The 20,711-nt window shown below is 47.6% G+C and carries 19 protein-coding genes; 14 read left to right on the top strand and 5 right to left on the bottom strand.

Going from position 1 to position 20,711, the window contains the following annotated elements; genetic code table 11:
• Positions 1-174: 174 nt before the first annotated feature.
• On the top strand, positions 175-408 hold the full coding sequence (locus tag ACX4JR_RS03030) for a heavy-metal-associated domain-containing protein (protein WP_476059581.1): 234 nt from the start codon (positions 175-177) through the stop codon (positions 406-408).
• A gap of 115 nt (positions 409-523) precedes the next feature.
• Here ACX4JR_RS03030 and ACX4JR_RS03035 read toward each other — a convergent pair whose 3' ends face one another.
• A complete protein-coding gene (locus ACX4JR_RS03035) occupies positions 524-1,225 on the bottom strand; it encodes a response regulator transcription factor (RefSeq protein WP_476059582.1) in 702 nt (233 codons plus the stop codon).
• Between the two features lie 275 nt (positions 1,226-1,500).
• On the opposite strand from ACX4JR_RS03035, the gene ACX4JR_RS03040 reads away from it, so the two are divergent.
• From ACX4JR_RS03040 to ACX4JR_RS03055, 4 genes are all read left to right on the top strand, one after another.
• Complete coding sequence (locus ACX4JR_RS03040) at positions 1,501-2,205, top strand: PspA/IM30 family protein (RefSeq protein ID WP_476059583.1); 705 nt, start codon at positions 1,501-1,503, stop codon at positions 2,203-2,205.
• A 100-nt stretch (positions 2,206-2,305) separates the two neighbouring features.
• On the top strand, positions 2,306-2,554 hold the full coding sequence (locus ACX4JR_RS03045; protein WP_476059584.1) for an SHOCT domain-containing protein: 249 nt from the start codon (positions 2,306-2,308) through the stop codon (positions 2,552-2,554).
• A 176-nt stretch (positions 2,555-2,730) separates the two neighbouring features.
• Positions 2,731-3,054, top strand: a complete 324-nt coding sequence (locus ACX4JR_RS03050; RefSeq protein ID WP_476059585.1) for a hypothetical protein — start codon at positions 2,731-2,733, stop codon at positions 3,052-3,054.
• Between the two features lie 233 nt (positions 3,055-3,287).
• Positions 3,288-4,226, top strand: coding sequence for a VanW family protein (locus ACX4JR_RS03055; RefSeq protein WP_476059586.1), 939 nt, complete (start codon positions 3,288-3,290; stop codon positions 4,224-4,226).
• Here the strand turns inward: ACX4JR_RS03055 and ACX4JR_RS03060 are convergent.
• On the bottom strand, positions 4,195-5,691 hold the full coding sequence (locus ACX4JR_RS03060) for an aminotransferase class I/II-fold pyridoxal phosphate-dependent enzyme (protein ID WP_476059587.1): 1,497 nt from the start codon (positions 5,689-5,691) through the stop codon (positions 4,195-4,197). The genes ACX4JR_RS03055 and ACX4JR_RS03060 overlap by 32 nt on opposite strands.
• Before the next feature lie 77 nt (positions 5,692-5,768).
• Complete coding sequence (locus tag ACX4JR_RS03065; RefSeq protein WP_476059588.1) at positions 5,769-6,194, bottom strand: EamA family transporter; 426 nt, start codon at positions 6,192-6,194, stop codon at positions 5,769-5,771.
• Between the two features lie 181 nt (positions 6,195-6,375).
• Here ACX4JR_RS03065 and ACX4JR_RS03070 point away from each other — a divergent pair, with 181 nt between their 5' ends.
• The 7 genes from ACX4JR_RS03070 (at position 6,376) to ACX4JR_RS03100 (ending at position 15,543) form a co-directional block, all read left to right on the top strand.
• On the top strand, positions 6,376-7,779 hold the full coding sequence (locus ACX4JR_RS03070) for an FMN-binding glutamate synthase family protein (RefSeq protein ID WP_476059589.1): 1,404 nt from the start codon (positions 6,376-6,378) through the stop codon (positions 7,777-7,779).
• Between the two features lie 194 nt (positions 7,780-7,973).
• Positions 7,974-9,248 carry a double-cubane-cluster-containing anaerobic reductase gene (locus tag ACX4JR_RS03075; RefSeq protein WP_476059590.1) on the top strand — a complete coding sequence of 425 codons (1,275 nt, stop codon included), beginning with the start codon at positions 7,974-7,976 and terminating at the stop codon, positions 9,246-9,248.
• Positions 9,249-9,254: 6 nt separating this feature from the next.
• Positions 9,255-10,001, top strand: a complete 747-nt coding sequence (locus ACX4JR_RS03080; RefSeq protein ID WP_476059591.1) for an acyl-CoA dehydratase activase — start codon at positions 9,255-9,257, stop codon at positions 9,999-10,001.
• A gap of 260 nt (positions 10,002-10,261) precedes the next feature.
• Positions 10,262-11,554, top strand: coding sequence for a metallophosphoesterase family protein (locus ACX4JR_RS03085; RefSeq protein WP_476059592.1), 1,293 nt, complete (start codon positions 10,262-10,264; stop codon positions 11,552-11,554).
• Positions 11,551-14,766, top strand: coding sequence for an AAA family ATPase (locus ACX4JR_RS03090; protein WP_476059593.1), 3,216 nt, complete (start codon positions 11,551-11,553; stop codon positions 14,764-14,766). The genes ACX4JR_RS03085 and ACX4JR_RS03090 overlap by 4 nt, the downstream gene beginning before the upstream one ends.
• A 72-nt stretch (positions 14,767-14,838) precedes the next feature.
• Positions 14,839-15,207 carry a DnaJ family domain-containing protein gene (locus ACX4JR_RS03095; RefSeq protein ID WP_476059594.1) on the top strand — a complete coding sequence of 123 codons (369 nt, stop codon included), beginning with the start codon at positions 14,839-14,841 and terminating at the stop codon, positions 15,205-15,207.
• Positions 15,208-15,285: 78 nt separating this feature from the next.
• Entirely contained in the window at positions 15,286-15,543 is a 258-nt protein-coding gene (locus tag ACX4JR_RS03100; protein ID WP_476059595.1) for a small, acid-soluble spore protein, alpha/beta type, read from the top strand.
• A 14-nt stretch (positions 15,544-15,557) separates the two neighbouring features.
• Here the strand turns inward: ACX4JR_RS03100 and ACX4JR_RS03105 are convergent, their stop codons facing one another.
• On the bottom strand, positions 15,558-16,973 hold the full coding sequence (locus ACX4JR_RS03105; protein WP_476059596.1) for an MFS transporter: 1,416 nt from the start codon (positions 16,971-16,973) through the stop codon (positions 15,558-15,560).
• Positions 16,974-17,177: 204 nt separating this feature from the next.
• Positions 17,178-18,188 carry a type I glyceraldehyde-3-phosphate dehydrogenase gene (gap, locus tag ACX4JR_RS03110; RefSeq protein WP_476059597.1) on the bottom strand — a complete coding sequence of 337 codons (1,011 nt, stop codon included), beginning with the start codon at positions 18,186-18,188 and terminating at the stop codon, positions 17,178-17,180.
• Positions 18,189-18,491: 303 nt separating this feature from the next.
• Between gap and ACX4JR_RS03115 the strand changes: the two genes are divergently transcribed.
• Together ACX4JR_RS03115 and ACX4JR_RS03120 are read left to right on the top strand one after the other, a co-directional pair.
• On the top strand, positions 18,492-19,520 hold the full coding sequence (locus ACX4JR_RS03115) for a LacI family DNA-binding transcriptional regulator (RefSeq protein ID WP_476059598.1): 1,029 nt from the start codon (positions 18,492-18,494) through the stop codon (positions 19,518-19,520).
• Between the two features lie 181 nt (positions 19,521-19,701).
• On the top strand, positions 19,702-20,688 hold the full coding sequence (locus ACX4JR_RS03120; RefSeq protein ID WP_476059599.1) for a sugar ABC transporter substrate-binding protein: 987 nt from the start codon (positions 19,702-19,704) through the stop codon (positions 20,686-20,688).
• The last annotated feature ends 23 nt before the right edge of the window (positions 20,689-20,711 follow it).

Genomic DNA, 20,711 nt, shown 5'->3' on the forward strand with positions numbered 1-20,711 from the left:
AATTGGCTTTGCGGTTCCCGTATGTCTGGATCATAAAGGATTACCAGTTTTAAAAGTCTGACTTAACACTTTTGTTTATAAAACATTATAATAAATTAATTTACATCAGCCCTGAAATGAAGTATCATACTCACATGTCCTGTTAAGGGTAAAATTATTTCAGGAGGTGTTTTTATGGGTTGTTGTTGCGGTCATACTTCCGGTAAAACCGTTACCTTTAAGGTGGGAGGTATGTCTTGTAACCATTGCAAAATAGCCGTAGAAAAAGCTCTCAATGAATTGGGAATGGATAAGGTCGATGTGGACCTGGAAGGCAAAAAAGTAACCGTTACTTTTGATCCCGGCAAAACAAGTGAAGATGCCATTAAAAAAGCAATCAGCGACGCAGGTTACGAAGTGGTGGAGTAACCGGATACAGACAAAAAGAGGAAGGGCGGTTCTACCCTTCCTCTTTTCTGGGAATAGCCTTTTTGTTAAATATTCAACACCGAAAATTTCTTCCAGTTCCCTTTCTTCCTGCTTGTTATTTTTCAGAAGGAGGTTCAAATTTATACCCGACGCCCCATACAGTATTAACGTATGAGACCTTGTCATTTGCTTTGGACAACTTGTCCCGCAGGCGGTTGATATGTGTGTCCACCGTCCTGGCATCGCCCAAATAATTGTAGCCCCATACGGATTCCAAAATTTTTTCCCTGCTAAAAATTCTTCCTGGCGAGCTGGCCAGAAGGTAAAGTATATCAAATTCTTTGGGGGTAAGGGTTGCTTTATGGCCGTTAATGATAACCTGCCTTGTATCCGGGTTAATGGTTATACCTTCAAAACTCAGGACATTTTTTTCATCCGGAGAGGTTTTATTATCAGTCACGCGCCGTAACACGGCTTTCACCCTGGCCACGAGTTCCCTGGGGGAAAAGGGCTTTACAACATAATCATCGGCCCCCATTTCCAGGCCGAGAATCCGGTCCACTTCATCATCCCGGGCCGTTAACATTATTATGGGAACGGATGATGTTTTCCTCAATTCGCGGCAAACTTCCCACCCGTCGGCTTCCGGCATCATTATGTCTAAAACGACCAGGTCGGGATTATCTTTTTTAAAGGCTTCAACGACTTCCAGCCCGTTTGAGCATTCAATTACTCTAAAACCTTCTCTTTCCAGGTACTTCTTAACAACCTGACGAATTTTTTCTTCGTCATCGGCAATCAAAATGGTATTTTTCATGCCTATCATCCTTCTCAGGGTAAAATTTTATAAAAAATTTTAGCATATCTTCTGAGACGGTGCCAAATTATTTCTACTATACTATTTTGTCGGGGTTCAAGCTATATGTTTCTATTATTTGTCCAATCAAAGAATTTAACATTCCCTGTTCGATGCCGCCGGATACGTGTTAAAAATTTGCAACACAGGCGTAACTAAATTGAGAAAAAAAGATGATATAGTTTACTTGAGCAGTAGTACTTTGGGTTCAAAAATTTGTAAGGAGGTAATAAATTGTGGGCAGCATCAGCAGGTTGTCAGCCCTTGTGAAAGCGCGGTTTTCCAAATTGATCGACAGGTTCGAGGATCCCAGGGATACTTTGGATTATTCCTTTGAAAAACAGAGGGAGCTGTTGATACAGACCAAAAGGAGCATTGCCAGTATCCTTACTTCCAAGAAAAGGCTGGAAATGCAGCTGAACCGCTTAAACGCGTCGGTTAAGGATTACGAGGAAAGGGCGGAAAAATTGGTGGGAGAAGGCCGGGATAACTTGGCAGAGACATTACTTGAAAGGAAATACGAGTGCCTGGCCCAAATTGAGGAAATCAAGCGGAAGATCGAGGAGCTGGAAAACGACAAGGAACATTTGATAGCTGCGGAGGCAAAGTTAACCAATAACCTGGAATTCTTGAGGGTTCAAAAGGAAGTTTTAAAGGCCCAATACACGGCAGCCGAGGTCCATGCCAGGATTGGCGAAGTGGCCACCGGGCTCTCAAAAGACAGCGTGGACATTGGTAACGTAATAGAAAGGGCCCGGGAGAGAACTGACGAGCTGAAGGCAAAATCAGCAGCTATAGAGGAACTTGTGGAAAGGAATATATTAACTGACCGGTTGGATGCACAGGTAAGCAGCGCGCTTTTACAAAGTGAGATATCGGCTAAAGCAAAGGAAGAGCTGAAAAGAATTAAAGAAAGCCGGCTGGAGCAAAAACAGGAATGATATTGCCGCCATATGATACGGGGTCCGGATGAAATAACCCGGGTAGTGGACTGTAATAATATAACAAAAGTGTATTTAGACAAAGATTGGGGGTGTAATTATGCACATGTTTTATGGCGGCTTCGGTTTTTGGGGCATGATTTTACCCATGCTAATATGGCTCCTCATTGTCATCGGAATAATTTATTTAGTGTCCCGCTGGTTTGGCGGGTCAAATAAATGGCACAAAGAGGGATATTATAATTCCGGTGGCGGAGAATCAGCCCTTGAAATATTAAAAAGGCGCTATGCGGCCGGGGAATTAACAACTGAGGAATATATAGCCATGAAGGAAGAAATTAAAGGTTAAGGCTGTTGCTCCCTGCTGTGCCCGGGTGCTTCGCGCCGGCAGAAAATTAAGGGTTCGGGTTTAAAATCCCGACCTTTTATTTTTTCTTTTATAATTTGTTGTTTCTTTGACAAAGTTTTGTAACATTTGCCATTTATAATTGAAACCAACAATAATCAAAAACGGGAGGCGAAAGTATGAAAAAGAAATTTTTGATGCTGGCAGTGGCAGTGTTGATGGTGGGGGCAATATTTGTTCCGGCCGCATTTGCGGCAAGACCCGATTACGGCGACTGGTTTAACCAAATGTTTGACTGGCATATCAAATGGATAGACGATGCCGTTAAAAGCGGCCAGATAAGCAAGGAACAGGCCAAAGCCTGGAAGGACCACTTTAACTACATGAGGGAATTTCATAAAAGGTATCCCATGGGAATGATGATGGGCGGCTACGGCATGATAGGCCCGGGCTGCGGCTACGGAATGATGGGCGGATACGGCTATAGCCCCGGTGATGCTTAAACCAGATATGGCCCCCAAAATACCGGCCGGGAGGTACCAGGCCGGTATTTTTCTTCTTTCAGTATAAATCTTTTTCCCCAAACAAATCATAACAACGTATTAACATGATTAAGGAGGCGCTTAAAAGTTGAAAGAGAATTCCCTCGAGTTGTTGAGAACTTTAACCGAAGCGCCCGGAGTTTCCGGCTTTGATTTAAAGTATAACCCGGATACTTATAAGGGAGGCCGTCAACTTGAAGCTACTAATAATTTTACTTGGTATTTCTATAGTACTCGGCGGTTATTCGGTCCAAATGCCAAAAGCCATTGCAGCCCAGGGGGTTACTGAACCGGGACATATAGAAGAAAAAGCTCAAACGGAATTTGAGGATAATGATATTTATGAAAAATTCAAGGGCATGGAAAAACCGTATACCGGCCCGTTGCCCTGGGAAAAGGACATAAAATTTCTGAAAGCCATGATTATAAATAACACCCCCGTACTGATGGCTGCGTATAAAGCTACTCTGCCGGACCCGATAATGGCTGAGGGCTATAATATAGGTTTGGCCGCGGAACATTTAGCCGGACAAGTTGTACAGCCCGGTGAAATTTTTTCTCAGAACGAGGCTATCGGGCCGTATACTGAAGAGCGCGGGTATAAGGCCGGCCCCACCTATGCCGGCAACAGGTTTATTACCACCGTCGGCGGTGGGGTGTGCAAAATTGCCAGCTTGCTATATAACGTGGTGACTTTCAGTGACCTGGAAGTTATCATGCGAAGTTCCCATTCCATGACCGTTCCCTATGTTCCTGCGGGGCAGGACGCCACTGTATATTACGGAGTGCGAGATTTCCGCTTCAGGAACAATACGAGCGGGCCGATCGTCATATGGGCCCAAAAGGTTGATAATACACTTTATATGGCTATATACGGGTGCCAGAGGCCGCCTAAAGTAACCTGGCATCATGAGGTAAAAAAAAGAATAAAATACTGGACGGAATACCGCTATAACCCATCTTTGCCGCCGGGCACGGAGAAAGTGATATCGCCGGGGCAGGACGGCTGTGTGGTAAGGTCGTGGGTAACCGTGGAAGCACCGGGTGGCAAGGTTACCGTCAAAGAAAAGGGAACCAGCTGGTATAGCCCAAGCCCGCGCATCATTGAGCGCGGGCCAAAACCACGCGGATAGTGGTTAAAGATGAATCACTGCATCCTTGGAAATGTGCGCCAATATCCCGCATGGCCGTGATATACTTTACAATTTCCCCGGTTACCTTCTCACCGGGACAAATTACCGGTATGCCCGGAGGGTAGCAGGTAATAACCTCGGCGCTTATCCTGCCCACAGCCTGCCTTAAGGGCAGGGTAGCAGCCGGGGCCATAAATGCTTCCCTGGGAGGAATAACAAGTTCAGGTAGGCCGGATGAAGGATTTATATTTTTTCTGAGCCCGTTCTGATGTTTCCTTATATGAGCCCGTTTTATGTGCTCCCTCATATCCTTTAGCGCCTTGACAAGGCAATCGACATCTTTATGCCGGTTCCCGACGGTAACAATCAAAAGTAAATTAAATATGTCTGACATCTCCACCTGGATGTTATAATTTTTTCTCAGCCACTGCTCCGCCCAAAGCCCCGTAACGCCCAGTTCCCTAACTGAAATTGTAATTTTTATAGGGTCAAGCCCGAAAACAGCCCCCTTACCTATTATTTCGCTTCCAAGAACCGAAAGGCCCGGGATTTCAGTAATCCGGTGCTTAAGGTAATCAGCCAGTTCCAGGGCACTTTGCATTAACTGCCTTCCGCAGCCGGCCATTTGTGCCCTGGCCGCATCAAGGGATGCAAGCAAAAGGTATGAAGTGCTCGTGCTTTGCAGGAGCCTTAGGGTTGCTTCCAGCCTCTCTTTATTAATTAGATTTCCCCTGATATGAAGCATTGAAGCCTGAGTAAACGCAGATAGTATCTTATGGGTTCCCTGAACTGAGGCATCCGCCCCCACTTCAAGGGCAGTTGGGGGCAAATCCTCATGAAAACAAAGATGAGGACCGTGGGCTTCATCAACCAGCAGTGGAATATTGTAGGCATGAACGATTTCCGCGATACGGGCAACATCTGATATTATACCGTGGTATGTAGGGTTAATCAGAATGACGGCCTTTATGCCGGGGTGACAATTTAAGCTGTCGGCTATAGTATCCGGAGAGGTGCCAAGGGGAATACCATAACCGGCATCGTATTCCGGTTTAAAGAATACGGGAACGGCACCGCTTAAAATAATTCCGCTTAAAATGGAGCGGTGCATATTTCGCGGCACCAAAACCTTGTCGCCGGGGTTACATACCGTCATCACCAGGGCTTGTAGCCCGCACGAGCTGCCGTTGATTAAAAAATAGGTATAATCGGCGCCAAAAGTTTTTGCGGCTATTTCCTGGGCCTCTTTAATTATTCCGTGTGTTTGGTGCAGGTCATCCATTCCGGGGACATTGGTAACATCGGCCTCAAAAACTTTGCTCCCTAAAAAGTCAAGTAATAAATTCTGTGCAACTTGTCCTCCTTTGTGTCCGGGCATATGGTACCTGATTATCCCGTCTTTGATATATTTTTTAAGGGCATTAATAATAGGAGTATTTTGTGGCTCAAGCAACTGGTAATTCACCTCGCGTTTAAGCTATATACCTTTTTTTATATATTCCGGGTTTAAATAACGTGCTACTTGAAACGCGAGGTAATAAATTACATCAAGTCGAAACTTATGAAGACCAGGCCAACGGTAATGAAGGCGGCCCCAATGAGTTGATAATTTGTGATCATTTCATTAAGAAAAAGATAACTTAATAGCATTGTGATGAGGGGTGCGCAAGATAAAATCAGCGTTACATCATTTATATTGCCCTTTTTTAGGGCGGCAAAATAGGCTAAGTCCCCCAGCAGCGTGGCAAGGACGGCCTCAATACCTATGAGCACCCAAAATATAGGGGGTATTTGAAAAAATTGATAAATCCCCCGGGAAACTATTAACCATCCCATTACCAGCGTACCTGCAATAATTGTTCGTAGTGAGAGGGCTGTAATGGGATTTACGCTGTACAGGCCCAATTTGCCGAATAAAGGAGCCAGCCCCCAGCATAACATGCCTAAAAATGCATAAAGAAGAGCCATTGGGCCCCCTCCTTTTCGGGTTCAAACAATCCCCGCCAATTATTTTTTATGCCTAAAACCCTATTAAAAGAACACCTTGCCCCATATTTTTCCATAAGTTATTTACCGGATTTTTTGTTTAATACCCGGGGTGAGAAGAAATAATAATTTAGGTCGCTCCTTTTTTGAGAGGAGAATCAACATGGCGCGCAAAAAAAGGGAAAGGAAACTTCCGCTGGGGCTGCTGGGTGTGGGGGTAATTACCGCCGGTACCGCCCTGGCCGGGCGGTGGCTGGCCGGGCGTGTGATTAAAAATATTTCTACCCGCTTCATGACTGAACCTTACAAGGAAAACCTGTGGGAGGTATTTTCAGCCGGCTCCCGTATCACCCCCCAGGTAATCGTGGAAACCAACCTCAGGGCGGAGCTGGGCAGAAAAATTAAGCGCCCCATCGGAGGGACTAAAAGATTTCCTGACTTCAGCGGTATAATGTTTAATGTTGCCCAGCTGGATACTTTCCCCACGTCCGAAGAGAGAGAGATTGACACTTCTGTGGTACTGGGCAGGTATGCCCGAAAGCCCCTGCGCCTGGATATACCTATTCTTGTTTCAGGTATGGCTTACGGCTTTGCCTTGAGCGAAAAAGCCAGAATTGCCCTGGCCAAGGGCACGGCCATGGCCGGAACGGCCCTGAATACCGGTTACGGGCCCTATCTTGCAGAGGAAAGGAAAGCGGCCAAATACCTGATTATGCAATATAACAGGGGGAACTGGTCCAGGGAGCCGGAAATCTTAAAGAGGGCGGATATGATAGAAATTCAGCTGGGGCAGGGAGCTATGGGGGGCATTGGTGAGGTGTTCAAGCAGGAAACAATGGACCGCAAGATGATCCGCCTGCTGGGGCTCAAGCCCGGTGAAAACGCTGTATTGCATGCTAGGCTGCCGGAGATTTCCGCGCCCGGGCAGCTGGGCAACCTTGTTGAAGAGTTAAGGGCAGTTACGGGGGGCGTGCCCGTGGGGGTCAAAATAGCAGCAGGAAACGACCTGGAAAGGGATATGGCCTACATTCTGGAGGCCGGGGCGGACTTTATAACCATAGATGGGGCCGAGGGGGGTACTGCCGGCTCCCTCCCAATACTGGAGGACGATTTCGGCCTGCCTACCCTGTATGCCCTTTGCCGGGCCGTTGAATTTCTCGAGCAGCAACAGGTGCGGGGTGAAATCAGTCTCATAATCAGCGGTGGGCTCAAGACCCCGGGGGATTACCTGAAGGCCCTTGCCCTGGGAGCCGATGCCGTGGCCGTCGGTACCATGGCTTTGTTTGCCATGGGCCATACCCAGGTCTTCCGGGCCCTGCCCTTTGAGCCACCTATCGAAGTCGTTTTTCAGGAGGGTAAATATAAGGATAAACTGGACGTAGAAAAGGGGGCTGGAAATCTGGCCGGCTATCTTTTGTCGTCCGTGGAAGAAATGAAAGAGGCCGTCAGGGCTTTGGGAAAGGATTCCTTAAGCTCCGTTGATAAAAGCGACCTTTTTGCCCTGGACAGGCAAACGGCGGAAATAACGGGTATTCCCCTGGGTTACAGGCCTCAAGGTATCTTTTAAGGATCCTTTTAAAAAAGAACAGCGGCTCGAAGGGAAGGCTGTTGCGCCTTCCCTTTTGTATGAGATTTCTATAAATAAATTATTTCAAATAAACAATTTTTATAAAATAATTTTATTTGTTTAATATAAAGTATTTATATAAAATTACTTATGGATAAATTTTTACTACCTAACTAACTAAAGGAGAGATTTTAATGGGCGATTACAGGAAAATGTGGCAGGAATTAGGCCTTAATATGGAAGATCATGACCGGCTTCTTAATGCCCTGCCGTCAACCTATCATGACGTATATCTTGTGCAGGAAAACAGGCCCCGGGGAATGGAATATTTCGACTTTGTCATAAATGAAATTCACGGCTTGAGAATTAAGGAGCTGCAAGAACACAGATCAAAGGGCGGTAAAGTTATCGGTACCTTTTGCGTATTTGTCCCGGAGGAGATCATACGTGCTGCCGGGGGTATTTGCATCGGCCTTTGCTCGGGCATTGAGGTAGGCGGGGCCGAGGCGGAAAAGGTTTTACCGCGCAATATTTGCCCGTTGATTAAATCATTTATGGGCTTTAAGCTGGCCAAAGTTTGCCCGTATTTTGAGTCCAGCGATATGATAGTTGGCGAGACAACCTGTGACGGCAAAAAGAAAGCCTTTGAGATTCTTAATGATTATGTGCCGGTACATGTAATGGAAACGCCGCACATGAAAAAAGAGCGGGACCGTGAATTGTGGAGGGAAGAGGTAAAGGATTTCGCGCGCCTTATGGAGGAATTTACCGGCAACAATATATCCGCCTCATCCCTCACCCGGTCAATTAAAGAAGTTAACGAAAAACGCCGCGCCCTGCAGCGGCTGGCTGAGTTGCGCAAAAACGATCCTGCACCTATAAGCGGGAAAGACAGCCTGCTTATTGAGCAAATTGCCATGTATGATGATGTGGCAAGGTTCACTGCCAGGGTGAACGAACTTTGTGATGAGCTGGAAAAAAGGGTACAGAACGGTGAAGGGGTTTTTCCCGCCAAGACCCCCAGGGTGATAGTTACCGGTACCCCCATGGCCATCCCCAATTGGAAGGTGCCCCATATTATAGAAACCAGCGGTGCGGTAATAGTGGCGGAAGAGCTTTGCACGGGATTGCGCTACTTTGAAAATGAGGTACAAGAAGGTGCCGGGGAAATAGACGATATTTTGAGAAATATCGCGGACAGGTACCTGGGGATAAACTGTGCCGTTTTTACTCCCAACACCGGGCGCCTGGAACGGTTAATACAGCTGGTAAAAGATTACCGCGCCGACGGGGTTATCCATTGCGCCCTGTCCTTCTGTGACCCTTATGCCGTGGAGGCCAACCGGGTGGAGAAAGCATTAAAAGAGAAAAATATACCGCTTTTAAAGATTGAAACCGGCTATGACCAGGAAGATGCCGGGCAATTAAAAACCAGGATAGAAGCATTTATCGAAATGATTAAGGGGTAGATTCAATTGTATGCCGGGATAGACATCGGCTCCAGGACCATTGGTTTTGTGGTATTGGACGGGGGTCAAATCCAATTAAAAGAAATTAAGGATACCGGCTTCGAGCCTACAAAAACAGCGAAGGGCTTGTTAACGGGAAATTATGAGCGGGTAGTTGCCACCGGATACGGGAGACACGTGGCAGCTTCCGATTTTGCCCACCGGGCAATTACAGAAATAAAGGCCCACGCGCTGGGGGCAAGCCACCTTTTTCCCGGGACCCGGACTGTGCTGGATATGGGCGGGCAGGATACTAAAGTTATTCTCTTAAATGAAAGAGGGTCCGTAGTTGATTTTCAGATGAATGATAAATGTTCCGCTGGTACCGGTAAGTTTCTGGAGGTTATGTCCGGGGCCCTGGGCTATTCCCATGTAGCGGAATTCGGTGAAGAAGCCGTTCAAGGTAACGGTGACATAAAGATTAGCAGTATGTGCACTGTTTTTGCCGAGTCCGAGGCGGTGTCGCTATTACACAGGGGAGTTGAAAGGAAAGACATAGCCCGGGCTTTACATGCCTCGGTGGTGGAAAAAACCGTTGGTATGCTGCAAAGGGTTGGCTTCAGGACACCTTTGGTTTTTACCGGCGGGGTGGCCAACAACCGCTGTATTGTTGAGATGCTGGCCGAAAGGCTGGGGGTGGAGGTCTTTGTACCGGAAGAGCCCCAGCTGGTGGGAGCGCTGGGGGCCGCTCTTGTTGCCCAAGATGAAAGTTAAGTCTTGTAAAGAGCCCTGCGGGATTCCGCAGGGCTTAATGTTTTGGGGATATGGCAAATGTGAGAACGGCCATAAATTTGGAACTACGGGAAATTCATCTTGTTTTTTACGTTGGATTTTGATTTTTGGGCCGGTGAAGGGAAGGATTTTTATAAATTTTGGTCTAACCTGTTTGAGGAAATTTTCGTAGATAACGGTTTCTTTTTAAGAAAACATTTGCAAATTGGCAGAATTATTGGGGAACAGCGGGGAGTGGAAATTTGGCTGGAAATTTCTCTTTTATTCATGCTGCCGATTTACATTTGGACAGTCCCTTTCGGGGTTTTGAGCAGATAGAGGACGTTGTTGACCGGCCCGTAAGGGAAAACGTATTGAGGCAACTCAGGAACTGCACTTTTGCTGCCTTGGAGAACCTGGTGAATGCCTGCATCCGGCACCGGGTAGATTTTCTCGTCCTTTCCGGGGATATCTATGACCTGGCCGACCGCAGCCTGCGGGCGGAATTGCGCTTCCGGGAGGCCGTGGAAAGGCTGGCCGAGAAAAATATCCCGGTTTTCGTGGTCTACGGCAATCATGACCACGGTGAGGGCGTTAAATCCAGGCTGACCTGGCCGGAAAATGTCCACTTTTTCAGCCCCGGGGAAGTGGAATGCCGGGAGATTGTGCGGCAGGGGAAGGAAATAGCCAGGGTTTACGGCATCAGTTACCCGCAGCGGGACGTTTCGGAAAATTATGCCCGGCTATTCAAGCGCCACGGGGAGGCGCCCTTTGCCGTGGGAGTTTTACATTGCAATGTGGGGGGCATTCCCGAACACGAGAATTACGCCCCCTGCCGGCTGGAGGATCTGGTGGAGGCCGATATGGATTATTGGGCCCTGGGCCACGTGCACACGCGGAGGGTTTTGCGGGAAAGCGGGCCTTCCATAGTTTATTCCGGCACCCTCCAGGGGCGCAACCCGCGGGAAAAGGGAGAAAAGGGCTGTTATCTGGTGAATGTTTCCGGCAGCGGCCTGGTAAGCCTCCGGTTCCTTTCTGTGGACAGTGTCCGGTGGGCCGGGGTGAAGGTTTCCATTGAGGGGATGAAGACCGAGGACGAGCTGGTTAATTGCCTTAATGAAAAGTTAACCGGTATCCAGAGGACCCACGGCAACAGGTCGGTGGTGGCCCGCATTGTACTGACCGGGCGCGGGCCGCTGCACAGGAGACTCAAAAGCGGGGCCGTAGTTGACGATATCCTGGGTGAACTTCGCCTGCACTTTGCCGGGGAAGAAGGAAATTTTCTCTGGCCCGAGTCCATACAGTGCCGCACGGGAATTCCCGTGGACAAGGAATCCATACGGCAGAGCGAAACGCTGCTCGGCGACCTGTTGTTGCTGGCCGGGGAGGCGCGGCGTGATGGGGAACTGCGCTCAAAGCTGCGGCAAAGCCTGGCCCCCCTGGAAGAAAGGATTGCCAGGTACATTTCACCGCCGGGGGAAGGAGAATTAAATGAACTCTTGGAGGCCGCTGAAGATTTGGCCGTTGACCTCCTGTGGGAGGAGGATATACCTTGAGGCTCGTTGGATTGTACATTGACGGGTACGGTATCTTCCGGGATTTTACTGCCCGGCGGGGTGACCTCGACGGTGCTCCCACTGTAATTTACGGGCTTAATGAAGCGGGTAAGTCCACTTTCATGTCCTTTGTCCGGGGCATTCTTTTCGGCTTCAAGGCGGAGGGAAATAAGCCCCGGCCGGTGCGGGGAGGCCGGGCCGGGGGATGGCTGCTTCTGGAAGATGATGGCGGGAATGTTTTCCGCGTGCAGAGAACGGGCAGGGGAGACGGCAAGGTGGTTGTGGAATTGCCGGACGGGACAAAGGAAGGGGAGGCCTATCTCAAGAGTCATATCCTGCAGGGAATCAGTCCGGTTTTGTTCAAAAACGTTTTTGCAGTTGGCATGGATGAACTAAGGAAACTGGATGACTTAAAGCGAGAAGAAGTAAGCGCCCACATTTACGGCGCCGGTACGGGGGTAAGCCCCGACAAGCTGGTCCGGGCTGCCGGTTACCTTCACTCCTCTATGCGGGCCCTTTTCAATCCCAGGGGACGCGTTCAGGAGATAAATAAGTTATTGAAGGAACTGGGTGAGGTGGACAGGCGGGTTAAACAGCTGGAGCAGCAGCCTGCCCTTTATTTGGAGTTCAAAAACGAACAGGCGGAGCTGGAAAAAAGGCAAGAAAGCCTGGGCCAAAGGTACCGGGAGCTGGAACGCAGGAAGAGCCGCCTGGAAAACCTGGTAAAGGCCCGGGATTCCTGGGTGAAAATGCAGAGTCTGACTGCCCGGTTAGAAGAGCTGCAGCTCGTGGAAAGGTTTCCGGAAGACGGTATTTCCAGGCTAGAGAAGTTGCTGGAGCGCAGAAATCACGAGCTGGATGCAGTTAAGAGGTGTAATACTGCTATCAAGGGCTTAAGGGAGAAACTTGACGACATTAAGATTAATTTTAACATTCTGGAGTACGGGCCGGTCATTAAAAGCTTGAGCAGTGAAATATCCCTTTACATGGAAAAGAGGCAAAAGCTTACGGAAAAGGAAACCGAAATCAGGCAGCTGGAGGAACAGGTTAGTGAGCGGCTAGCCGATCTGGGGCCCCGGTGGGATGAGGATAGGGTGCTGGGGCTGGATCTTTCCCTGGCCGTGCACCGGCAGGTGGAAGATTTTGGGCGCCGCTTTCGCGCGCAGGAAAAAGAGTTGAATGATGCGGTACAGGCCGTAAAATTCTGGCGGAAGGAAGTGGAAAGAAAGGGAAAAAGCCTCCGGGAAATTGAAAACAGGTTATCCGCCTTTCCGGACGGAACTGCCGGCGCGGCATCCCTGGAGGAACGATTTACTATCCTGGAGCGGCTGAGTTTAAACCTGCATAATGTACAGGCCCTGGAGGATAAAATCAAGGGAGAGCGCCGGCGGTATAACGACCTGGAGTCCAGGTGGGGTTTTGTGCAAAAAAGCCTGAATGATACTTTTGCCTACAAAAGGTCCGGCTGGATTTCCTGGGCTGCGGCCTTTTTGGGGGCCGCCGGCCTCTTTGTGGTGGGTTTGAATGCCGGCGGCCTGTTGCTCCTTGCCGGGGGCGCAGGCCTGGCGGTGTTGATAAAAAGAATTTTAGACAAGATAAGCGCTGAAGTTTTATCCCGCCGGGAGCGGCTTCGGCAGGAGGCGGAGAGACTGGAACAGAAGCTGCGGCAAGTAAAAAGGGACATTGGGGAGTTCGAGGACTGGCTGGTTTTCACCAGGCGGCAAATTGAGGAGGACGCCCGGAAGTTGGGCGTGGACAGGGATCTTTCCCTGGCTGACCTGCCGGAAATTCGCCGCCGGCTGGAGCGGGAGAGGGAAGACCTGCGCTTTGTGGAACAGCTGGAAAATCAGAGGGGAAAGGCTGCTGAGGCTTTAGAGGATGCGCGAAAGGAACTGGAAAATGCCGGGGTAAAAGAAGCTGCCGGGCAAGAAAAATTTGCCGACCTGCAGGAGGAATGGCAGCAGTGGTGCTCGCGAAGGGGCTTCCCCCGGCTGGGGCCCGCTGATATGATTTCCTTTCTCAATTTGGCGGAAAAGGCCAGGGACAGTATCAACAAGTTGAGAATCAGCAGGGAGGAATACCGGCAAGTTGTTAAATTTGTTGACGGTTATGTTGCCAGGGTTAATGAAATATTAAAAGTTATCCAAATGGAGCCGGCCACCAGGCAAACGGCTGACGCTCTGGTGGCCAATTTAGCGGCCCTGCTGGAAGAGCATGAGGCCGGCGCCGAACTGCAGAAGCGCCTGCAAGAGCGGCTGGAGGAAGCTGTGGCCGAGAAAGAAATGGCAGACTCCCGGCTGGCAGAAACGGAAAATTCCATCCGGGGATTGCTTGCTTTAGGACAGGCCCGCGATGAGGAAGAATTCAGGGTCCGGGCCGCCGTCTTTGCCAGGCGGGAAAATTTGAAACAAGAAATTGCCAGCTTAAGGGAACATCTTCTTTCCATTGCCGGCTCCCCGGAGGAACTGGACGAATTTTGTGCCGAGCTGGCCGGCTCCACAAGGGAAGATAACCTGGATGAGCTGGAGCAGGTAAAAAAAGAGCTGGAGCAAGTGGAAAAACAGGTAAAACAAATTACTGGCGAAATTGCCGAGAAAAGAATGCGCATTAAGGAAATGGAAAGCGGGGAAGACCTGTCCAGGGCCCGGCAGGAGAGGGATATGTTGAAGGAGCGGCTGGCACAGAAGGCCAGGGAATGGCGGGTGTATGCCCTGTGCTCCGCTCTTCTTTCCCTGGCCAAGAAAAAGCATGAGCGCCACCGCCAGCCCGGTGTGCTGTTACAGGCATCAAAATACATCGGGCCCATGACCTGCGGCCGCTACAGCCGGGTGGTGGCCCCGGTGGGCTCTCCGGAGCAGCTGGAGGTGGAGCGGCCAAGCGGCCAGAGAGTAGAGGTTGCCAATTTAAGCAGGGGCGCGGCAAACCAGTTATACCTGGCACTGCGCCTGGCCCTGGCCAGGCATTACGGCTCTGTTGTTTCTTTCTTACCCATTATGCTGGACGACGTTATGGTGGATTTCGACCCGGAGCGCCTGGAAGGGGCCGTAAAGGTGCTGGGGGAAATTGCCGCTGAGCACCAGGTATTCATCTTTACCTGTCACCGGCACATCCTGGAGGTAATTTCCGGGTTGCTGCCGGGGTATAAGTGCCTTATCCTGGCGGACGGGACAAAGGCAGCCGGTATTACATTAAATTCATATCAAGAAAAATAGGGAAATTATACATTCAAGGCGAATAAAATTGGAAAAGACTTTATTATTCCCGGGGATTGGGGAGGGTAAAATATGGATATCGTGGCGGTTATTGCTGAGAATAAAATTCGCGAAGCCATTAAAAGAGGCGAATTAAAAAACCTTGCCGGTAAGGGTAAGCCCTTAAAAATAGACGATCTTTCCAGTGTTCCCGAGGACCTGCGGGCAGCTTATATAATACTGAAAAACGCCGGGATGCTGCCCCAGGAGCTTGAAATCAGAAAAGAAATTGTTTCCCTACAAAAGTTGATAAATTGCTGTTATGAGGATGAAGAAAGAAATATATTAAAGAAAAAACTAAATGAAAAGATTTTAAGATTTAACCTGCTCATGGAAAAAAGGGGCATGAACGCGGCCGTGCGCTCTTACCAGGATAGAATTTTAAAAAAATTGGGCGGGTAATTATTGCTGCGGGATTTATCCGGCTTTATACATATTCGACCCCGCCACCGGGCATTCTAGGAATGAGGTGGTGTTGAAATGGGGCACAAAAAAGATAATGACCGGTTGCGCACGGAAAGGCAGCTCGACCGGTTGAAGTGGGAAACCGCCAAGGAACTGGGCCTGGAAGACGATTTAGCCAATGCCGGTGAAGAATTGACCGTTCGGGAAGCCGGGAAAATTGGCGGCAATATGGTACGAAAACTGGTTAAAGCTGGTGAAGAGGCTTTGGCGGAGGAAGGTGACCGTAAAGCCCGCTTAAATTTGCAAGATGAATCTCCCCCGGGAGAAGCCTGAAGGCTTCTCCCGGCTTATTTTGTTGGCTGTGTATTCACATTTCCCCTGGCCAGGGACGCGAATATGCCTCCGAAGCAAATAACGGTGAGTATAATAAAGGAAGTTTTGGCCCCTTTTACGAGCATGTCCGCATCAGCGCTGTTTAACTCCACGTTGCCCACGTGAAGGGCCAGTATTAAGGTTACAATAGCCATGCTAATGGCCTGGCCGGTAAGCCTCATGGTCCCCAGGGTTGAGGAGGCAACCCCGTAAAACCTTTTTTCGACCGACCCCATCACCGCGTTGCTGTTTGGCGATGAGAACAGTGCAAAGCCCGTCCCCAGCAGCGCGAGGTTTGCAATTATCAACCACAGGGGCGTGTTCGGGGTTAAGAAACTGAAAATGAAAAGTCCCAGGGTGGTTAAAGCCATGCCCAGGGAAGAAATTATCCGGGGCTCCACGCGGTCGGAAAGTGCGCCCGCAAAGGGAGACAATAAAGCCATGATAACGGGCTGGGAAAGAAGTATGAAACCTGCTTTTTGCGAATCATAACCTATTACCACTTGCAGGTGCAGGGAAAGTAGAAATCCTACCGCAAAGGTGGCGCTGTAATTGATCAGTGCCGCCAGGTTGGAAAAAACAAAAGTGACATTGCCCCTAAAAAGTTTTAAATTTAAAACAGGTTGCTGCACATTCATTTCATGCCTGATAAATAGCGCCATTACCGCCAGGCCGAGAACCAGTAAATATTTGGCCCATGCCGATGCGGAAACAGAGGAAACCCCGTACATCAAAGCAATCAGGCCGGCTGAATAAAGAACAGCGCCGGTCAGGTCAAATTTTTCCTCCCTGGCGCCGGTCCATTCACCCCTCAATTTGAAAAATGTCAGCAATACCACCAACAGGGCTATCAGTGAGCTCAAATAAAATATGGACTGCCAGCCCAGGTTGTGGTTCATGGCTCCCCCGAGTACGGGCCCCAGGGAAAGGCCGACATATACTGTGGCCACATTTATCCCCAGTACCTTACCCCTTTCCCGGGGCGGGAAAACCGAAGTCAATATAGCCATGGCAGTGCCAAAAATCATGGCGCTCCCTATTCCCTGCAGAACCCTGAAAATAATTAACGCCTCAATGGACCAGGCCAGCCCGCATAATATGGAGGACAGGAAAAAAGAAGTAACGCCTGAAATAAAAATTTTTTTCCTTCCCACTATATCGGCCAGCCTGCCGAAGGGCACCAGAAAGGCTGCCGAGGCTAAAATATAGCTTGTGGCCACCCAGCTGAGAAGAAATGCACTGGCGTTAAATTCTTTTCCAATTGAGGGTATGGCCAAATTTACGGCACTGCCCATAAATGGAGTCAAAAAAGAGGCCATGGTAACAACAAGTAACGTATACCTTTTTATTGAGGTATTTTCTTTTATTTCAATTGAAGCATCCTTTTTCATTTTTTAAGCCTCCTGAATTAATATACATAAATTTTATCATAATAATATTGAAGTATAAGGGGTGATTTTTCATACTTGTAAACACCTGATGGCAACAATATGCTGGTGATTCGTTCATAGTCTTTTATCAAAGTAATTAAAAAACGCCTACCGCTGAATGCGGTAGGCATATAACCTTGTTAGATATGTTTATTAACTATAAGCTTAATTGAAAAACTTAGAGATATATACGGCCAAGTCAATTACCCGGCAGGAATAACCCCATTCGTTATCGTACCAGGCTATTATTTTAATCAATTTTTCGCCCATTACCATTGTGGAAAGGGCGTCTACAATGCTGGACCGGCTGTCCCCGTAAAAGTCCCTGGATACCAGGGGTTCCTCGCAATAGCCCAAAATTCCCTTAAGATCTCCTTCTGCTGCATTACGCAAAGCATTATTTATTTCAGCTGCGTTCGTTGCTTTTTTCACCTGGGCTACAAAATCTACCATCGATACATTGGGAGTCGGCACCCGCACGGCAAACCCGTTCAATTTTCCTTGCAATTCAGGGAGTACCAGTCCCACGGCTTTGGCGGCTCCGGTTGTTGTAGGTATTATGGACATTGCTGCGGCTCTGGCCCTTCTCAAGTCTTTGTGAGGCAAGTCCAAAATCCGCTGGTCATTGGTGTAGGAGTGTACAGTGGTCATTACCCCGCATTCTATGCCGAAAGTATCATGCAGTACTTTGACAATGGGGGCCAGGCAGTTGGTTGTACATGAAGCGTTGGAAATAACATGGTGCCGTTCAGGGTTATAAGTATTATGATTGACCCCCATAACTATGGTAGTATCTGCATTTTTGCTAGGGGCGGAAATGATAACCTTTTTGGCTCCCGCCTGCAGGTGTTTGAGGGCACTTTCCCGGTCTGTAAACCGCCCGGTGGATTCAATTACAATATCTACATCCAGATCCTTCCAGGGAATTTCGGCGGGTTCTTTATAGCTGGTTACACTTATACTTCTTCCATCAATTATTATGCTTGAATCCGTTGCCTCAATAGATGCATTCATTGTTCCGTGTACCGAGTCGTACTTGAGAAGATGAGCCAGATTTGCCGGTGAAGTGAGATCGTTAACAGCCACTACCTCTATTTCGGTTGCTCTGTTTCTTGACGCCCGGAATACATTCCTGCCGATTCTGCCGAACCCGTTAATACCAATCCTTATTTTCATTATTTCCCTCCTATTATTTTATTGTAAAGCGCTTACATTCTTTTACTTGCATTATTATCCGTTTTTTCAAAAATGTACATCTAAGATTTTATATAAAAATATGGTGATTTGTAAATAGTTGATCAAGAAAAAAAATGAAGAATTTTAAGGGCAAAAAACTGATTTGGGGATATATTTACTTTATTAAAATTATTTTAAAAAATTAATTTTGCTAGAAGGATTTTTGATAAATAAGTCGAATTTTACTTAATAAATTAGAAAGCGCTTACACTATAAAATTTTTTAATGTGGTTGGGAGCAAAAATGACTACTATCTATGATATTGCAAAAGCTGCAGGGGTATCTATAGCTACGGTATCCAGAGTTCTCAATAATCGCAGCGGGGTTTCACCCAAGACCCGGGAAAAGGTTCTTGCTGTTGTGGAAGAACTGAAATATTCCCCCAATATGCTTGCTACTGCTTTAACAAAAAAGAATACATATACCTTGGGTCTTCTAATTCCCGATATTGCCAACCCCTTTTTTGCGGAAATTGCAAGGGGGGTTGAAGATACAGCCAATAAATTGGGCTTTAATATCATAATTTGTAATACCGATAACAAGGTCAATAAAGAGGAGAGTTATATTCACCTGCTTCTTAAAAAAAGTGTCGACGGTATTATATTTGCTACCGCCGAAGCGGATAGCAGTAATGTTATTGCACTATGTGAACGTAATTTCCCCGTAATTTTGATTGCCCGGGAAGTGGAAGGGGCTAAAGCAGATTCCGTAATGGTTGATAACTTTAAAGGCGCTTATACAGCTACTAAACATTTAATTGACTTGCAACATGAATATATTGCATTAATTAATGAGTCTCTAAAGATTAAATCCAGTATTGATAGGAAAAAGGGGTATGAGGCGGCCCTTCGGGAAGCATCAATACCCCTCAGAAAAGAACTGACAGTCACCTGTTCCAGTAATATTGACAGCAGTTACCAGGCCATGATGAAGCTTCTAAGTTTGAAATACCCGCCCACTGCTGTATTTTGTTTTAATGATGTTATCGCTATTGGTGCCATGAAGGCCATTAAAAATTCAGGGCTTAAGATCCCCGATGATATATCGGTGATTGGCTTTGATGATACAATCATCGCCAGTATCGTTGATCCCCCGCTTACTACAGTAGCCCAGCCCATGTACGAAATGGGCTCAATAGCAGCCAAATTATTGGTGGACCGCATTTACAAGGGTTCCAAAGAAGTGGAAAAAGTTGTGCTGGATACTCGCTTAATTGTGAGAAAATCAACATCCTTGGGTTATTGCAAAAGGAAATCTTTGACTACTTTTTAGTTTTAAAACCAGTATCAAATAAAAAATGTAATTATTTTTAGTCGGTTTTTGTAAGCGCTTACATAATTCCGACGAAAAAAAAAGGGGGTGGCAGAGGAAGTTTTCGAGAGTGAAAACTAAATTTTTAGCAGATGATTTTAAAAAAGCTCTAAGAAAAAAGCTCTAAGGGGGTAAGTCTCTGGTGCTTAAAAAAAGGTCTTTTATCTTAAATTTAATTACTGTTTTGGCATTAAGCTTGCTGCTTTTGGCAGTAGGGTGTGGTGCAAAGAAAGATAATCAAGCAGGCTCTGCAGGTGATGATGGGGAAAACGGTAAAAAGCGTATTGCTTTAGTGGTTAAGACGCTGAACAACCCGTTTTTTATTAACATGGAAGAGGGTGCAAAACAGGCGGCTGAAAAAGCCGGTGTGAAGCTTATAGTTCAGGCTCCTGAGCGGGAGATTGACGTTGAAAAACAAATGCAAATTGTAGAGAACCTAATTACTCAAAAAGTAGATGCTATTTTAATTTCTCCCAGCGGTTCTAAGGAAATTGTTCCCGCCATTAAGAAGGCCAATGATGCCGGTATCCCGGTAATTGCCGTTGATACCAAGGTGGACGAAAAGGCGATGAAGGAGCAAGGAGCGCATGTGGAGGCGTTCATTGGGTCTGATAACGAAGAAGGCGGCCGTATTGCGGGTGAATATGTTGTCAAAACATTGAATGGCAAGGGTAAGGTTGCTATTTTGGAAGGCATTCCGGGCCACGAAACTGGTGATGCCCGTTTGAGAGGCTTTAGGAAAGCTATTGATAAAACTGATATTGAGGTGGTAGCTTCTCTGACTGCCAACTGGGAGCGGGCTGAGGGCTATAACGTAATGCAGAATATTCTCCAGGCCCACCCGGATATTGACGCGGTATTTGCCTGTAACGACATGATGGCCCTGGGGGCACTTGAGGCCATAGAGGCTGCCGGTAAGGGCGGCGAGATTATGGTAATCGGTTTTGATGCTACTGATGAAGCGAAGAAGGCCATCAAGGAAGGCAGAATGACCGGTTCTGTAGCCCAGTATCCCAGCGAAATGGGAAGGTTGGGAGTTGAAAAGGTTGTGGAATTGCTCAATGGTGGTAAGATTAAAAATTACATTCCTACTAAGGTTGAACTGATTACCAGGGATAAGCTGAGTTAAATTATTTGCATGTAGACCAGGAA

Source organism: Desulfofundulus sp. JL263-se (genome assembly GCF_056316025.1).

What these genes read in the sequence shown, in the direction of transcription:
- ACX4JR_RS03030 (WP_476059581.1), top strand. Translation starts at nt 175, where the DNA reads ATGGGTTGTTGTTGCGGTCATACTTCCGGTAAAACCGTTACCTTTAAG.
- ACX4JR_RS03035 (WP_476059582.1), bottom strand. Translation starts at nt 1,225, where the DNA reads ATGAAAAATACCATTTTGATTGCCGATGACGAAGAAAAAATTCGTCAG.
- ACX4JR_RS03045 (WP_476059584.1), top strand. Translation starts at nt 2,306, where the DNA reads ATGCACATGTTTTATGGCGGCTTCGGTTTTTGGGGCATGATTTTACCC.
- ACX4JR_RS03050 (WP_476059585.1), top strand. Translation starts at nt 2,731, where the DNA reads ATGAAAAAGAAATTTTTGATGCTGGCAGTGGCAGTGTTGATGGTGGGG.
- ACX4JR_RS03065 (WP_476059588.1), bottom strand. Translation starts at nt 6,194, where the DNA reads ATGGCTCTTCTTTATGCATTTTTAGGCATGTTATGCTGGGGGCTGGCT.
- ACX4JR_RS03070 (WP_476059589.1), top strand. Translation starts at nt 6,376, where the DNA reads ATGGCGCGCAAAAAAAGGGAAAGGAAACTTCCGCTGGGGCTGCTGGGT.
- ACX4JR_RS03075 (WP_476059590.1), top strand. Translation starts at nt 7,974, where the DNA reads ATGGGCGATTACAGGAAAATGTGGCAGGAATTAGGCCTTAATATGGAA.
- ACX4JR_RS03095 (WP_476059594.1), top strand. Translation starts at nt 14,839, where the DNA reads ATGGATATCGTGGCGGTTATTGCTGAGAATAAAATTCGCGAAGCCATT.
- ACX4JR_RS03100 (WP_476059595.1), top strand. Translation starts at nt 15,286, where the DNA reads ATGGGGCACAAAAAAGATAATGACCGGTTGCGCACGGAAAGGCAGCTC.
- ACX4JR_RS03105 (WP_476059596.1), bottom strand. Translation starts at nt 16,973, where the DNA reads ATGAAAAAGGATGCTTCAATTGAAATAAAAGAAAATACCTCAATAAAA.
- gap (WP_476059597.1), bottom strand. Translation starts at nt 18,188, where the DNA reads ATGAAAATAAGGATTGGTATTAACGGGTTCGGCAGAATCGGCAGGAAT.
- ACX4JR_RS03115 (WP_476059598.1), top strand. Translation starts at nt 18,492, where the DNA reads ATGACTACTATCTATGATATTGCAAAAGCTGCAGGGGTATCTATAGCT.